The organism is Streptomyces sp. F63 (assembly GCF_018070345.1).
Classification (GTDB): Bacteria; Actinomycetota; Actinomycetes; order Streptomycetales; family Streptomycetaceae; genus Streptomyces.
Genome location: NZ_JAGPXX010000046.1, coordinates 20,691 through 34,812 on the forward strand (window position 1 = coordinate 20,691; position 14,122 = coordinate 34,812).

Sequence of the window (14,122 nt, forward strand, 5' to 3'; positions counted from 1 at the left end):
GCTCGCCGCCCGCCCGGGCGGGGCGCACCCGGGGTGTCAGCCGGCGTCCGCCGCGCTCCGGCGGCGGAGGAACCACCACGCGCCCCCGCCGAGCGCGAGCACGCCCGCAGCCCCGGCGGCCAGCGGGACGACGGATGAGCCGCCGTCGCCGTCCGCGGCGGCCTGCTCCGTCTCGTCCACCACCCTGCCGGAGGACGTCGTCACGCCGTTCCCCTCCCCGTCCCCGGTCCCGTCACCGGGGACCGCGACGGCGGAGTCGTCGGGGGCGGGCTCCCCGGAGTCGGGCTCCCCGGAGGCGAGCGGTGTGGCTCCGGGGGCGGCTGGCTTCAGTTCGAGGACGGGGGCCGGCTGCCCGGAGTCGTGCCCGTCGCCGTGCCCGTGGCCGCTGTCCGAGGTCTCGATCCAGCGTGCCACCGTGCCGTCCCCGTAGGTCTCCACGGTCTTGAACGCCAGCTTCCGGGCGTCGGGGAGCTGCCGGACGGTGATCTGGTATTCGGCGTCGGCACCCGCCTCGGTCTCGGGCCCGGCGACACGGTAGCCGCCGTCGGTGGTCTTCAGCTTCCAGCCCTTGGGCGCCTTCTTCAGCTTGACGGCCCCGGGTTCGACGCCGTCCGGCAGTTCGACGCGCACCTCCGTGAAGCCGGCCTCGGGGTTCTCCGCCTCCGAGGTGAAGGTGAGGGTGACGTTCTCGGCCAGCGCACGGGCCTCAGCGGCCGTGACGTGGGCGTGGGCCTGGGCGGGACCGGCGGCCACGACCGTGGCACCGAAGGCGAGGGCCGCGGCCGCCGTGAGGTGGCGGAGGGTGTGCGGGCGCGGGCGGACGGAGGGCGTGCGCGGGTGAACGGACATGGGGGAGCTCCTCGGGTGAACGGCCGGAGCCCGTCGGGGCGGCCGGCGCGGGGATACGGCAACCACGGTTGTGCTCCCGGTGCGGCGGCCCCCGGCGCACCACGGCGCTCGCCAGGAACTCCCGTGCCGGCGAGGGCGGTTCGACGGAGGCGGCGGTGTCCGCCGGCTCCGGTGGGTGGTCGGTGTTCCCCGCGGCGCGCGGATACCGGGCGAGGAGTACGGCCAGGGCGTGCCCCGCGGCCCGCCGCACGGCACGGGCCGCGCGGGCGGCGCCGGCCGCCGCCGAGTCCGCGCGGTGCAGCAGCCAGGCCACCGCCAGCGCGGCGAGGACGTGCGCCGCCGTCATGGCGGCCGGGGCCGGGTGGCAGAGGTGGACGCCGGCGGCCGGGGCCGCGAGCCCGCCGCCGTCCGCTCCGCCCGCGCCGTGCGCCGCGTGCCCGGCCGGCGGCGCGCAACCGGCGGCGAGCGACAGGGCGGTGTGCAGCACGGCCTGCGCCGCGAGGGTGGCCGCGACGACCACGGGCAGCGGAGGGCGCCGGCGCGCCGTCGGCCGGACGACGGCGTACTGCGCGGCGGCCAGCAGCGCCACCGTCCCCCAGGGCACCGGCACCGCCAGGACGGCGTGGTGCCCGGCGACCGCCAGCACGGTGCCGGTCAGCGCGAACACCGCCGCGCGCGGACGGCCGGCCGGCCACCGTGCCGGGCACGCGGCCGGGCCGCGGAACGGCCTGCCCGGCGGCTGCGGCTGATCGGCCATCACGTGTTCAGCTCCGCGGGTCGGGGGATCGTACGCCAGGTCGGGGGATCGTGCGCCGGGTCGGGGGATCGTGCGCCGGGTCGGGGGATCGTGCGCCGAGAGGGATACGGCGGCCGGGCGGCGGCCGTTCACCCCGCCGGTGCCTTTTGGCATTCTCGCTGAGCATCCGGCGTCCCCGCCACGTACTCGTCACAGAACCCCCGAGCCCGGCCCGCGAGCCCGGCCCCGGAGCCCGGCCCCCGCCCCGAAGCCCGTTTCCGGCCCCTGAGGTCCGGGCGGACCGGGCGGGGGCCGGCGGGGAGGCGGGACGGCCGGGGCGGCATCCCGGACGGCTGCCGGAATGCGGCGAGAAACGGAGAGAGCGGCGTGAGCGAGAACCTCGGTGGGTGGCGGCGGGCACACGGCGGTGCGCCCCCGGTGGCACGGACCGCCCCGGTGGCACGGACGGCCCCGGCGACCGCCCTTTCCCGCAGGGCGGTGGCGATACGGCCGGGCAGCACTCGCACGACGGCGGGGGGCGACGACACCGGTGCGACGGCAGGGGCCCGCGACGCCGGCACGACGACAGGCGCGGGCGGGGCCCGGGCTACGGCGGACACGGACCGAACCCGTGCGGCGGCACCGGCTCGCGGTGCCCGCGCGGCGGGACCGACCGGCCGGGCCCGTGCGGCGAGGCCGGACCGCGCCGTCTCCTCGTCCCCGGCGGCCGGCACGGACCGGGCCCGCACGGCCGCACCGGCGCATGGTGCCCGCGCGGTACAACGGACCGCTCGTGTCCGCTCGGCGGAACGGCCCCTCCGTGCCCGTGCGGCGGGCCGGGACCGCGCCGGCTCCCCGTCTCCGGCGTCCGCCCCGGCCCTCGCGCGGCCCCGCGCCCGGCGGCTGTCCGCACTGCTGGTCCTGGCCGGCACCGTCCTCGCGGTGCTGCTCGGCGGCGCCGGACCGGCGTCCGCGCACGCGGCCCTCCGGTCCGCCGACCCGGCCGGGGGCACGGTGCTCGAGACGGCCCCCCGGCACGTGACCCTCACCTTCACGGAGCAGGTCGGCCTGACGAACCGCACGATCCGCGTCATCTCCCCCTCCAACACCCAGGTGGCGAAGGGAGATCCGCGGCACATCGGGAACGACGGCACCGCGATCCGGATCGGCCTCCGCGACGGTCTGCCCGACGGCACGTACACCGTGGCCTGGCATGTGGTGTCCGCCGACAGCCACCCGGCCTCCGGCGCGTTCACCTTCTCCATCGGCGAACCGTCCGGGACGGCCGCCGTCATCCCCTCCGACACGACGGGGAACAAGACGACGGAACGGCTGTACGGCGTCGCCCGCTACGGCGCGTACGCCGGGCTGGCCCTGCTCGTCGGCGGCTGCGCCTTCGCGCTGCTGTGCCTGCCGCACGGCCCGGTGCCGCGCCCGCTGCGGCGGCTGGTGGCCGGGGGCTGGTCGGCCCTGGTGCTGTCCACCATCGCGCTGATCCTGCTCCGCGGCCCCTACGAGAACGGTGACGGCCCGTCGCGGGCCCTCGACCTGGCGGCACTGCCCGCGACCTTCGGCACCCGCCCGGGCACCGCGTTGCTGATCCGGCTGCTGCTGCTCGCGGTGGCCGGGGCCTGCCTGGCGCTGCCCGCCGCCGGTTTCCGCGGCGGGGGGACGGGGACGGCGAGGCGGGCGCCCGGCGACGGCACCGGCCGGCCGGACCCGGCACCCGGCGGTGCGGCGGACGGTACGGATGCCGGGACCGCGGCCGGTGCGGCGGACAGCGGGGCCTCGGACCGCGCCGTGGAGGACGCGACCGGTGAAGTCCCGGCAGGCGGCACGGTGGAGGACGCCGCCGTGAGCGCCGGGCCCGGCGCCGGGAACAGGGCCCGGAACGGCGGGGCGGCCGACGCGGCCGCGCCCGCTGCGGCGAACGCCGGTGCGGCCCGCGGCGGCACGGCACAGGACGGAGCGGCGGACGGCGGAGCCGGTGCCGGGGACGAGCCCGGCCGTGCAGCAGCCCCGTCAGCCGTCCGCGCAGCCACCGGAACACCGCACCCCCCGCCCGGCGAACCCGGCCGTCCGCACACCGCCGACGGGCCGCCGCGGGACCGGCGTCCGCCCGCTCCCGTCCTCCCGACGGCGGCCCTGCTGACGGCCGGACTGGCGGCGACCTGGGTGACGGTCGAGCACGCCTCGGTCGGCCCGCGGGCACCGCTCGCCATCACCGTGGCGGGTCTGCACCTGGTGGCGATGGCCGTGTGGGCGGGCGGTCTGGCGGCCCTCTCCGCCACCGTTCTCCGCCACCGCACCGGGTCGCCCGCCGGGGATGAGCGGGACACCGGGTACGCGCGCGCGGCCGGACGCTTCTCCACGGTCGCGTTCGTCTCGGTGACCGTCCTGGTCCTGACGGGTCTCGTCCAGTCCTGGCGCCAGGTCGGCGCCTGGGACCTGCTGCTGACCACCTTCTTCGGCAAGTTGCTGCTCACGAAGGCGGTCGTCGTGCTGCTCCTGCTGGTCGTGGCGGCCGCCTCGCGCCGGCTGACCGCGCGGCTGCGCCGGCCGGTCGCGCCGGCGAGCGTCCCCGTGCGGCTGTCCACCCGGAAGCCGGGGCACGAACCGGAGCCGGAGCCGGGGCGGGAGCCGGAGCGGGCACGGGTACCGGAGCCGGTGGCCGTGGGAGCGGGGGTGGGGGCCGGGGCCGGGTCCGGAGGCTCCGGAGAGAACCACTCCCCGCCGGCCGGCCGTTCCCGGGGAGACGGCGGTCCGGGGAGCGGCGATCCGGCGGACGACACCCGGGCCGAGGGCACGGGAGGCCAGGGCGCAACGGACAGGGCCCCCGCAGGGGACGGCACCGCGGGGGAGGGCACCGCGAGCCCCGTGCCCGCCCTCTCCCCCGGCTTCGCGCCCGGCGACGCCCCGTCATCCCCCGGCGGCGACCGCCCCGCCCGGGAGGCCCTGCGCCGCTCCGTGACGGCCGAACTCGCCATCGGGGCGGCGATCCTGGCCGTCACCGCGGTGCTGACCGGCACCCAGCCCGCCCGCGCGGTCCTCGACGCAAGCGAGGAGATCGCCGCCCGGGGCGCGGCGGTCGCCGTGGTGGACGTGCCGCTGAGCAGCGGGGCGGAGGCCGGGGGGCCGGGGGACGCGCCGGGGGTGGAGACCGTCGCGAACGTCACCCTCGACCCCGCGCGCGTCGGCACCAACCGGCTGCAGGTGCTCGTCCTCGCGAACGGTGGTCTCGTGGGCGTTCCGGAGGTGCGTGTCTCCTTCACGCTGGAGGAGGAGGGCATCGGCCCGTTGGACGCGCGCCTGGAGGACGCCGGCGGCTACTGGCTCAACGACGATGTCCAACTGCCGCTGCCCGGCGAGTGGACCATGGCCGTCACCGTGCGGACCTCCGAGTTCGACCAGGTCACCAAGACGACCACCGTGGCGGTCCGCCCGGCTCCCGGGGCGGCCGCGGAGACCGGCACAGGCTGAGCGGGACGGGGACCGGCGCCGGCCGGGCGCGGCGGTGAACGGGTGCGCCATGCGGTTGGCGCAGCGCGGGTCGCGGCCCCGCTCGTACGCCTCCCCGTCGCTCTGGGCGCACGGACACGGACCGGGGCCCGCACCCGCGCCCGCGGGGAGCGGCGGCCGGTCCGGCGGCCGTCCCCGGCAGCGCGCGGCTGTCGCTGCGGTCGGCGGCGGAAGGGGGCGCGCCCGGGCCCGGAACCCCGTCCCAGCGCGAACGGGGTGGCAACCGCCCCCGCGCGGCACCCCCGCCCGTGGCCCCCGTCCCCGCCCGTCCCCGCCCCGCCGAGGGCGGCGTTCGCCCGCCGGCCCGAGCAGCCGGATCCCACGCTCCATGTCGTGCTGCCCACCGGGGGCCGGCCGGGGCGGCGCGCAGGCCCTCGCCGCCGCGGTGGACGCCGGGGACTCCGACGCCGCAGGGCCGGCTCAGTTCCGCGCCGCCCCGGGCGGGGCCGCCGGGAGCCGGACCGTGATGCGGGTTCCGCCCTCCGGGCCCGAGGCCGCCTCCACGGTGCCGCCGTGCGCGGTGACGAGTTCCTTGACGACGGCCAGGCCGATCCCGCTCCCGCCGACGTCCCGCGCGGCGCTCCCCCGCCACAACCGGTCGAACACGTGCGGCAGTTCGGCGGCGGGGATGCCCGGCCCGTCGTCGGCGACCTCGATCACCGCCGTGCCGTCCCCGGCGCCGTCCACGCCCTTCCCGGGTGCGGTCCGCGCGGTGACGGTCACCGTGTCGCCGGGGCGGCAGTAGCGGGCGGTGTTGCTCAGCAGATTGCCCAGCGCCTGGTGGAGCCGTCCGCCGTCGGCGTGGACCAGCAGGGGCCCGCCCGGCGGGCGGGTCCGCACGGTGAGGCCGGCGGCACGCAGTTCGGGCTCGCGGTCGCGTACGGCGCCGCGCACCAGCTCGGTGACGTCGACGGTGGCCAGGTGCAGGGAGAGCCGGGCGGATTCGGCGGCGGAGAGCTCGGCGAGGTCGCCGACAATGCGGCCGAGGCGCAGGGTCTGGTCGTGGAGGGCGGCCAGCCGCTCGGGTGCGGGTTCCGCGTAGCCGTCGCGGAGTTCCTCCAGTCCGGCCTGGAGGGCGGCGAGCGGGGTGCGGAGTTCGTGGGCGACGTCGGCGGCCAGCCGGCGCCGGGCCTGTTCGGCGCGGGTGACGTCGTCGGCCATGGTGTCGAACGCCCGGGACAGTTCGCCGAGTTCACCGGGAGCGTCCACCCGGGAGCGCGCGGCGCGGTCCCCGGCGGCGATGGCACGGGCGGTGTGCGCGACCCGTACGACCGGGCCGGTGAGCCGGCGGGTGACGTACCAGCTGACGGCCAGGGCGAGGGCGAGGGCGGCCAGCGCGGCGGCGGCGATCCAGCCCCAGGCGATGTCCCGGCCCGCCGTCCCGCTCACGGCGGGGAAGCCGAGGTGGACGGAGCCGACGGTGCGGCCGTCCGCCCGGACCTCGGCGGTGACGGCCCGGCCGGAGGGGGCACCGGGCCCCGGCCCGGGACTGGAGCGGGGCCCCGTACCGGGGCCGGGCCCGCCGCTCGGGCCCGGTGTCGCGCGGGCGTCCGCACCGGCGGCCGGACCGGCACCGTTCCGCGCCTCCCGGGTGCCGTCCCGCTCCGCACCGGGCCGCGCGTCCTCAGTGCCCCCGGCGCCCGCGGCGCCCTCCGCACCCGCGGCGCCCGCGGCGCCCGTGCCGCTCCGCGGCCCCTGCGCCTCGTCGCGTCCGGAGCCGCCGTCCGCGCCGGTTCCGCGCCCCGGCATGCCCGTGCCGTCCCGGCGATCCATGCCGGCCGTGCCGTCCGTGCGGCTCCCGGGGCCCGGTCCGCCGCCCCCGCGTCCGCCCGGGGACAGCAGCACGCGGCCGTCGGCGTCGCGTACGGTCAGCACCGCCTCGGCGCCCAGGGCGATGGTGCGGGCGGGGTCCAGATCGGCCCCTTCCCAGCCGCCCGCGCGCCGGTAGGCGTCGGCCGCGGCGTCGGCCACCCGGTCGGCGACCCGCTGCCGGTCGGCCTGGCGCGCGGTGCCGATCCCCCGCTCCGTGCCGATGAGCGCGGCGGCCGTGAGCAGGCCGATCGATGCCAGCGCGACGACGGCGAACGCCGCGAACAGCCGCCGTCCCAGCGGACCGGCACCCCGGCCGCCGCCCTTCCCTCCCCGGGCCCTGCCGCCACCGGACCCGGCCGCGGCCTCGGACCCGGCCGCGGATGCCGCGACGGGCCGCCGCCCCGCCTCCGTCGCCGCGTCCGGACCGGACTCCGCCCCCGGCTCCCTCCCCGGCTCCGCCCCCTGCTCCGGCTCCGGCTCAGGCTCAGGTGTCACGCCTCAGCCCCAGCCGGTACCCGACGCCCATGACCGTCTCCACGACCTCCGGCCCGGCGGTCCCGAGCTTGTGCCGCAGATTCTTCACATGTGAGTCGATCGTGCGCTCATACCCGGAGAACTCGTAGCCGCGCACCCGGTTGACCAGTTCGTACCGCGAGTACACCCGGCCCGGGACGGACGCCAGGGCGGTCAGCAGCCCCCACTCGGTGGGGGTCAGCTCCACCTTGACCCCGTCCATCTGCGCCTCGTGCCGGTCCTCGTCGATGACGAGGCGCCCGTGTCCGTACGAGGCCGCCGCATCGGACCAGCCGCTCTCGTGCCGGGCGCGGCTGAGCACGGCCTGCACCCGCAGCACGACCTCGGTGGGGCTGAAGGGCTTGGTGACGTAGTCGTCGGCACCGAGCCGGAGCCCGCGGATGCGGTCCTCCACCGCGTCGCGCGCGGTGAGCACCACCACCGGTGTGCCGCCCCGTTCCCTGGCCTCGCGCAGCACCTCGGTGCCGTCCACGTCCGGAAGCCCGAGGTCCAGCACGGCGATGTCGACGCCCCGGTCGCCGAGCAGGCGGATCGCCTCGGCGCCGGAGCCGGTCGTCACGACCGCGTAGCCGGCGCGCTCCATATAGCGGCGCAGCAGCTCGCGGATCTCCTTCTCGTCCTCGACGACGAGCACAGTGGTGGCCATGAGCCCACGTATACGTGCCGCCTCCCCGGGCTGCCAGGGCCGAACGACCCCCCTCGCCCGGTTGGCGGCCCCGGTGCCGCGATCACCGCCTCCATACCGTCTCCACAGGGCCGCCACGCCGTCTGCCGTGCCCGGGACGACGGTGGGATCACCGGGACGGAAGGGTTCCGCCACCGGAGATCCGAGGAGGAGCGCCATGAAGCGCAGTGTCAAGCTCGCCACCGCCGTCGCCGGTGCCGTCGTGATCGGCGGCACCCTGGCCGCCGGGCCGGTGATCGCCGCGGCGGACGACGGACCGGGCGCGTCCGGCGGCACCGCCTCGCAGAGCGCGCAGCCGGGCCCGCGGCACCAGGCCGGCCCGCAGCAGGGCGGCCCGGGACCGGGCCAGGGCATGGGCCAGGGCATGGGCCAGGGCATGGAGAAGAGGCAGGGCGGCCAGGGGATGCGGGACGGATCGTGCCTCGCGGCCGATGCCGTGACCGCGGAACCGGGCACCCTGACCGAGGAGCAGAAGAAGAACCTCGCCTGGGCGGCCGAGGAGGAGAAGCTCGCGCACGACCTGTACACCGCCTTCGGCGAGAAGTACGACGCCGGGGTCTTCGACCGGATCGCCGCGTCCGAGACCAACCACCTGGAGGCCGTCCGGACGCTGCTCGGCCGCTACGACGTGGCCGACCCGACCACGGGCAAGGCGGCGGGCGAGTTCACCGACAAGACCATCCAGGCGACGTACGACCGCCTGCTGGCGCAGGGTGAGAAGAACGAGGACGGCGCCCTCAAGGCGGGCGTCACGGTGGAGACCGACGACATCAAGGCCCTCACCGAGGCCATCCCCGCGCTCGGGGACGCCCCGGACGCCCAGCAGGTCTACGAGAACCTGCTGACCGGTTCGGAACGCCACCTGGCGGCCTTCAACCGCTGGCTCGGCTGACGGACCCGGCCGGGCGGCCGGAAACCGGAGCCGAGGGCCGGGGCGGTTTCGCCCCGGCCCTCGCGTCGTGCCGACCGGCCCGGCCGCCCGGGCCGTTCAGCGCGCCGTCGTCACTTCCGCGTACGGACGAGGACGAGGACGTTGGCGGCGGACCGCCCCGGGGCCAGGGTCACCGCGTGGGCCCTGCAGTTGACGTCCTCATAGAAGGACCAGGCCTGATTGTCCCGGTTGACGACGGACCTGGTCTGGTGGCCGGGAACCCAGCCGCAGATGTGGAAGCGGGGGTTCTTGTGGACGCGCGTGATCCCCTGGAAGCACGGCCGGCTCCAGAAGCAGACGTATCCCGAGGGGCAGTGCCGCTCGGCGCGGTCCCGGCGAACGGCGCGACGCGGGTCACCGCCCGGCGCTCCGGGGCGGAGGCGCGGGCCCCGTCCCACCCGCCCGGGGCGGAAAGGCGTGTACCCAGCGGACGGGGGGCCGCTGGGTACACGGGGCCGCCGGGGAGCTGTCCGCTTCTCGCGGGCCCTGATTGCACGGTGCGCGGACTCCGCTCCGCTTCTCCGTGCCCGGCGCTCTCCTCGGTGCCGTCCTCAGGACATCACGCCCCCGCGCCGGGCCGACAGGGCCGACCGGCCCTCCCCGGGACCCCGGTCGGGACTTCCCCGCGCCCGGCGGCCGCGTACGGTTCGGCTCGGTTCGGCTCGGTTCGGCCGGCCGGGCCGCCTCAGCCCCGCGCGATGCGGAACCCCAGGTCGTCGTTGCGGACAAAGCACTGCCCGCGTCCCCGGTACGTCGTCCGGGCCCGGCCCCGGTGGTGCCGCCATGACCCGCCCCGGCAGATCCGGAACGCTTCCGGGCTGTCCGAGGCATCCTCCTCCGGGTGGTCCGGACGGAGCCTGGACTCACCGGCCGTCCACTCGAACACATGGCCCGCCGTGTCCTCGCACCCCAGCGGGGATCTGCCTTCGGGGAACACGCCGACAGGAGTGGGCCGGTGGCGGAGCACGCGTACCCGGGGCGGGGAGGCGCGGGCCTGGTGGAACGCGTGTACCCAGCGGACGGGGTACCGCTGGGTACACGGGCCTCCGAGGGGCTGTCCGCTTCTCGCGGGCCCTGATTGCGCGGTGCGCGGCTCGGTGTCCGCTGCTCCGCGTCCGGTGCTCTCCTCGGCGCCACACCCAGAACATCATGTTCCGGCGCCGGTCAACAGGGCCGACCGGTCCCGTCGCCGGGCCCACCGGCCCGCAACCCCGTACACCCTGCTGCGTGCTGCGTGCTGCGTGCTGCGGCCTCAGCGGACCGTCGCGGTGAGGCGCCGCAGGGCGGCCTGCGCCGGCGGGCCCCAGGTGGGCTTGCCGCCGGGCTCGCCCCGGACGCCCGCTTCTCCGACGAGGAGGCCGCCGAGGGCCTGCAGCACCGCCCAGCCCCGGGCGCGGCGCAGGGTCGCGGCGTCCGGAGCCGGCTGGTAGGCGGCGTGGAAGCGGTCGGCGGCGCCGTCCGGCAGCAGCAGCCAGGGGGCGGCGAGATCGTAGGCCGGGTCGCCCGCGCAGAGGTCGCCGAAGTCGACCACGCCGCAGAAGGTGCCGTCCAGGGTGAGAACGTTGGCCGGATGCAGATCGCCGTGGAGCCACAGGGCCGGGCCCGCCCAGCCGGGCGCGGCCACGGCATCGTCCCACACCGCGCGGACGGCGCCCGGGTCCGTGATGAGCCCCTGCTCGGTGGCCGACGCGAGTTGCCGGGCGAACTGCTCGGCGCGGTCCGCCAGCGGCCCCCCGCGGCCATGGCCGCCGGCCGGAGCGTCGCCGGGGGCCGGCCGGTGAAGAGCCGTCAAGAAGCCGGCGAGGGCATCGGCCGCCTCCGCGGCCCGCGTGGCGGGGGCACGGTCGCCGGACACGCCCGGCACCCAAGTCGTGACGAGCCACGGGCGCGGAAACTGCGCGGAGGGCTCACCGATACGCCGGGGAACCGGGACCGGCAGCGGAAGGCGCGGGGCGAGAGCGGGAAGCCAGGTGTACTCCTTGCGCAGCAGATCGTCCGCGGACCGCGTCGCCCAGGGCAGCCGGACGGCGAGGTCGCTGCCGAGCCGCCACAGCTGGTTGTCCCAGCCCCGCGCGCCGAGACGCACGGGACGATCGGCCAGGTCGGGATGCTGATCACGCAACAGGTCACGGACCAGCTCGGCGGTGATCTCGATCTTGGTGTCCGTCATGGTGGGCACAGTAGCCGGGGTCTTCCGCCCCCTCTCCCCCGGCCCCGGGGCCCTGCCGTCATGCCCGGCGGAGTGGTCGCGCCCGCCGCCCGGGGGGACCGCAAACGTCGGACCACAAGCGTCGAACCGCGGGCGCCGAAGGGCCCGTCACAACGGAAAGCGTTTGACGCCCCCGGCGTCCGCCGGTCGGATGACCGCTCATGAGCACAACACGGACCCATCCCGGCACACGGACCGTCGACGACGAACTCGTACGGCGGCTGGTCGCCGGGCAGTTCCCCCGGTGGGCGGGTCTCCCGGTGCGGCGGGTGCCGTCGGGCGGCACCGTCAACGCGATGTTCCGGCTGGGCGACGGCATGGTCGTACGCCTGCCGCTGACGGAGGGCGGGGCCGCCGACGTGTCACTGGAGCAGGAGTGGCTGCCCCGGCTCGCGCCCCGGCTGCCCACGGCCGTCCCCGGGGTGCTCGGCGCCGGGCGGCCCGCCGAGGGCTATCCGTGGCCGTGGTCGGTGTACCGGTGGCTGGAGGGGGAGATCCCCGATCCGGAAGCGCTCGGCGACCCCGAGCGGCTGGCCGGGGACCTGGCCGCGTTCGTGGCGGCGATGCGGAGCATCCCCGTGCCGGCCGGACTTCCGCAGGCCCACCGGGGTGGGCCGGTCGCCTCCCTGGACACGGAGACCCGGGCGGCGATCGGGCAACTGCGCGGGATCCCGCAGGAGGGCGTCGACTGCGATGCCGTGACCGCCGTGTGGGAGGACGCGCTGCGGGCCCCGCGGTGGGACGGCCCGCCGGTGTGGCTGCACGCCGACCTCATGCCGGGCAACCTGCTGGTGGACAGCGGCGGCGGGCTCACGGCGGTCATCGACTTCGGGTGCACGGGGACCGGCGATCCGGCCTGCGACCTGTTCCCGGCGTGGAACCTGCTGCCGCCCGGCGCACGGGAGGTCTTCCGCGAGACGCTCGGCGTGGACGACGCGTCCTGGCGCCGCGGCCGGGGACGGACGCTCTCGCAAGCGCTGATCGCCCTGCCGTACTACCGCGAGACGAACCCGGCCATGGCACGCAACGCCCGGCATGTGATCCGGGCTGTGCTGGAATCCGGGTGAAACGGCGCCTCCCCGCGCAGTAGTTGTGTGCGGCGGCTATCTGCCGAGGTACACACAGAGATCCGTGGGCCTGCCCGTGCTCGCCTTCTCCTCCGAGAGGGATTCCGCGACGTCCGTCGGCCCGTCCACAGCCGTTCGGAATACGTCCGGGCTCGCCTCGGCGAACGAGGCCGCCTCCGGCCAGAGAATGACGACCCGGTCCCGCTCCAGCCCGTGGATCCGCCCCGGACGACCGTGCGACACCCCGGCCCCGGCAAGGGGGTGCCTCACCAGTACGGAGGGTCAAAGGGTGCGCTGCCGTTCTGGCGGTAGTAGACGCGCACCAGCGAGATACGGGCGACCTGCCGGCCTTCGGCCACCGCGCGCTCCGCGGCCCTCCCTCCGGCGAACTTCCGTTGCTCCCGCTCGTACTGCTCCGCGCCCTCGAAACGGGGCCGGGCCTCCAGGAGGCGGAGTTCACCCCGGTCCTGGACCAGGGTGACGACGAGACGGTCGCGGGTCCGGGGATCGCGGTACTCGTACCGTTCGGAGGTGGAGCTGTAGTCGGAGGCGAACGGCACCCGCGAGCCGGTCCACCGGTCACCGCCCAGCGCCTTGCCCCATTTCTCCCCGACCGTTCGCAGGTCGCCGTCGAAGACGACATATCGCTCCAGTCGCCACTGGCAGCTCAGCGGGCCTGCCGGCTCGCCCTCGAAGGGAACCTGACGGAGGCAGTGGTCCGTGGCCGCGGTGCCGAACTGCCGCGGTGCTCCGGGCAGGACACCGACGGCCCTCTCCAGGCGGCGTTCGCCCTCGACCTCTGCCGTGCGGCTCGCTGCGTCCACCGCATCGGCCCTGGACAGGGAGGCCATCGGGTTCGCCACCCTCTGGTAACCGAACCATCCCGCCGTGGCCAGGCCCGCCACCACGGCCACAGCCGCTCCCGCCCGGACCCTCCGGCGCCTCACCTGCGGTCTTGCTGTGCTCGCCATACCTGGATCTTCGCGTGCCCGTGTCACCGGACAGTAACGGGGCTGTCCTTCTCAGGGAGCTATCCGCAGGCTGTTCCGTGGACGGTCTCGCCCAGCGGTGATCCGGGCACGCCTGTGCCCTGCACCCGTTCAAGGATGCAGGACACGAGTATGGCGAGTGTCAGACGTCCGCGCGGGAGGCGAAGCCGACGAAGGAAGCCCAGGCGTCTGGGCCCACCGCGAGGCCGGGCCGGGCTGTGTCCTTGGAATCCCGGACGTGGATCCAGCCCGGACAGGCGGCAACCTCGACGCACTCACCGCCCTCACCACTGCTGCGGCTGGACTTGCGCCAGGTCATAGCGACCTCGACGCACTCGCCGCCCTCCTCGCTGCTGTAACTGCTCTTGCACCAGGCCAGTACTGCCGTGCTCGATGCGGATCGTCGATCACTCATGGCTCTACCAGCAACCTTTCAACGAAGGCCATTGACTCACTCGGAGTGAGCGCTTGAGCACGGATGTTTCCATACTTCGCTTCGAGCGTCCGCACCGACTTCCGCTCCGTATACAGGTAGCTGGACTTCTGAACCTCGGCGTAGGCGATACGCCGTCCCTCACGTCGTGTCTCAATCAACGTGAGTGACTCCACCCACGCGTAAACGCGCGGGCTTCCTGCGTCGGTGGCTATGCCGTCGCGCAGAGGGCCAGCCCGGCCCTGTTGAGGACGTTCGTCGCGCCGGCGTGGTCCGCGTTCGCCGCGAACCCGCACGCCGTGCACTGGAACTTCGCTTGGGTGACGCGGTTCTCCTTCGCGACATGCCCGCATTCGGG

12 protein-coding genes and 2 pseudogenes are annotated in these 14,122 nt (G+C 76.5%); 3 read left to right on the forward strand and 11 right to left on the reverse strand.

Annotated features, from left to right (window positions below; genetic code table 11):
* Positions 1 to 36: 36 nt before the first annotated feature.
* Both KBZ10_RS27660 and KBZ10_RS29920 read right to left on the reverse strand, forming a co-directional pair.
* Positions 37 to 753 carry a DUF1775 domain-containing protein gene (locus KBZ10_RS27660; protein ID WP_307847641.1) on the reverse strand — a complete coding sequence of 239 codons (717 nt, stop codon included), beginning with the start codon at positions 751 to 753 and terminating at the stop codon, positions 37 to 39.
* Positions 707 to 1,516 carry a hypothetical protein gene (locus KBZ10_RS29920; protein WP_247703084.1) on the reverse strand — a complete coding sequence of 270 codons (810 nt, stop codon included), beginning with the start codon at positions 1,514 to 1,516 and terminating at the stop codon, positions 707 to 709. Before KBZ10_RS29920 ends, KBZ10_RS27660 begins: the two co-directional genes overlap by 47 nt.
* A 1,011-nt stretch (positions 1,517 to 2,527) precedes the next feature.
* Here KBZ10_RS29920 and KBZ10_RS27665 point away from each other — a divergent pair.
* Positions 2,528 to 5,065 carry a copper resistance protein CopC gene (locus KBZ10_RS27665; RefSeq protein WP_210990477.1) on the forward strand — a complete coding sequence of 846 codons (2,538 nt, stop codon included), beginning with the start codon at positions 2,528 to 2,530 and terminating at the stop codon, positions 5,063 to 5,065.
* A gap of 459 nt (positions 5,066 to 5,524) precedes the next feature.
* Here KBZ10_RS27665 and KBZ10_RS27670 read toward each other — a convergent pair whose 3' ends face one another.
* Both KBZ10_RS27670 and KBZ10_RS27675 read right to left on the reverse strand, forming a co-directional pair.
* A complete protein-coding gene (locus KBZ10_RS27670; RefSeq protein ID WP_307847642.1) occupies positions 5,525 to 7,411 on the reverse strand; it encodes a HAMP domain-containing sensor histidine kinase in 1,887 nt (628 codons plus the stop codon).
* Positions 7,401 to 8,096 carry a response regulator transcription factor gene (locus KBZ10_RS27675; RefSeq protein ID WP_210990478.1) on the reverse strand — a complete coding sequence of 232 codons (696 nt, stop codon included), beginning with the start codon at positions 8,094 to 8,096 and terminating at the stop codon, positions 7,401 to 7,403. The genes KBZ10_RS27670 and KBZ10_RS27675 overlap by 11 nt, the downstream gene beginning before the upstream one ends.
* A gap of 196 nt (positions 8,097 to 8,292) precedes the next feature.
* Between KBZ10_RS27675 and KBZ10_RS27680 the strand changes: the two genes are divergently transcribed.
* On the forward strand, positions 8,293 to 9,027 hold the full coding sequence (locus tag KBZ10_RS27680) for a DUF2202 domain-containing protein (protein WP_210990479.1): 735 nt from the start codon (positions 8,293 to 8,295) through the stop codon (positions 9,025 to 9,027).
* 110 nt (positions 9,028 to 9,137) lie between these two features.
* Here the strand turns inward: KBZ10_RS27680 and KBZ10_RS29925 are convergent, their stop codons facing one another.
* The 3 genes and pseudogenes from KBZ10_RS29925 to KBZ10_RS27695 all read right to left on the reverse strand — a co-directional run bounded on the left by KBZ10_RS29925 (position 9,138) and on the right by KBZ10_RS27695 (position 11,236).
* Positions 9,138 to 9,464 (reverse strand): peptidase inhibitor family I36 protein, encoded by a 327-nt coding sequence (locus KBZ10_RS29925; protein WP_210990480.1) that lies wholly within the window; start codon positions 9,462 to 9,464, stop codon positions 9,138 to 9,140.
* Positions 9,465 to 9,751: 287 nt separating this feature from the next.
* A pseudogene (locus tag KBZ10_RS30675) lies at positions 9,752 to 10,069 on the reverse strand (formylglycine-generating enzyme family protein); the annotation flags it as partial.
* Positions 10,070 to 10,318: 249 nt separating this feature from the next.
* Entirely contained in the window at positions 10,319 to 11,236 is a 918-nt protein-coding gene (locus KBZ10_RS27695; RefSeq protein ID WP_210990481.1) for a phosphotransferase, read from the reverse strand.
* A 200-nt stretch (positions 11,237 to 11,436) separates the two neighbouring features.
* On the opposite strand from KBZ10_RS27695, the gene KBZ10_RS27700 reads away from it, so the two are divergent.
* Positions 11,437 to 12,342, forward strand: a complete 906-nt coding sequence (locus KBZ10_RS27700; RefSeq protein ID WP_210990482.1) for an aminoglycoside phosphotransferase family protein — start codon at positions 11,437 to 11,439, stop codon at positions 12,340 to 12,342.
* 266 nt (positions 12,343 to 12,608) lie between these two features.
* Here the strand turns inward: KBZ10_RS27700 and KBZ10_RS27705 are convergent, their stop codons facing one another.
* The 4 genes and pseudogenes from KBZ10_RS27705 to KBZ10_RS27715 all read right to left on the reverse strand — a co-directional run.
* Positions 12,609 to 13,256 (reverse strand): hypothetical protein, encoded by a 648-nt coding sequence (locus KBZ10_RS27705; RefSeq protein WP_210990483.1) that lies wholly within the window; start codon positions 13,254 to 13,256, stop codon positions 12,609 to 12,611.
* Between the two features lie 217 nt (positions 13,257 to 13,473).
* Positions 13,474 to 13,746, reverse strand: coding sequence for a DUF397 domain-containing protein (locus KBZ10_RS27710; RefSeq protein WP_210990484.1), 273 nt, complete (start codon positions 13,744 to 13,746; stop codon positions 13,474 to 13,476).
* Positions 13,743 to 13,928: pseudogene (locus KBZ10_RS29930) on the reverse strand (Scr1 family TA system antitoxin-like transcriptional regulator); the annotation flags it as partial. The gene KBZ10_RS27710 and the pseudogene KBZ10_RS29930, both read right to left, overlap by 4 nt.
* Positions 13,929 to 13,975: 47 nt before the next feature.
* On the reverse strand, positions 13,976 to 14,122 hold a 147-nt coding region (locus KBZ10_RS27715), incomplete at its 5' end, for a zinc ribbon domain-containing protein (protein ID WP_210990489.1).

Excerpts from the sequence above, each read along its gene's own strand:
- KBZ10_RS27675 (WP_210990478.1), bottom strand. The coding sequence starts at position 8,096 with ATGGCCACCACTGTGCTCGTCGTCGAGGACGAGAAGGAGATCCGCGAG.
- KBZ10_RS27680 (WP_210990479.1), top strand. The coding sequence starts at position 8,293 with ATGAAGCGCAGTGTCAAGCTCGCCACCGCCGTCGCCGGTGCCGTCGTG.
- KBZ10_RS27695 (WP_210990481.1), bottom strand. The coding sequence starts at position 11,236 with ATGACGGACACCAAGATCGAGATCACCGCCGAGCTGGTCCGTGACCTG.
- KBZ10_RS27700 (WP_210990482.1), top strand. The coding sequence starts at position 11,437 with ATGAGCACAACACGGACCCATCCCGGCACACGGACCGTCGACGACGAA.
- KBZ10_RS27710 (WP_210990484.1), bottom strand. The coding sequence starts at position 13,746 with ATGAGTGATCGACGATCCGCATCGAGCACGGCAGTACTGGCCTGGTGC.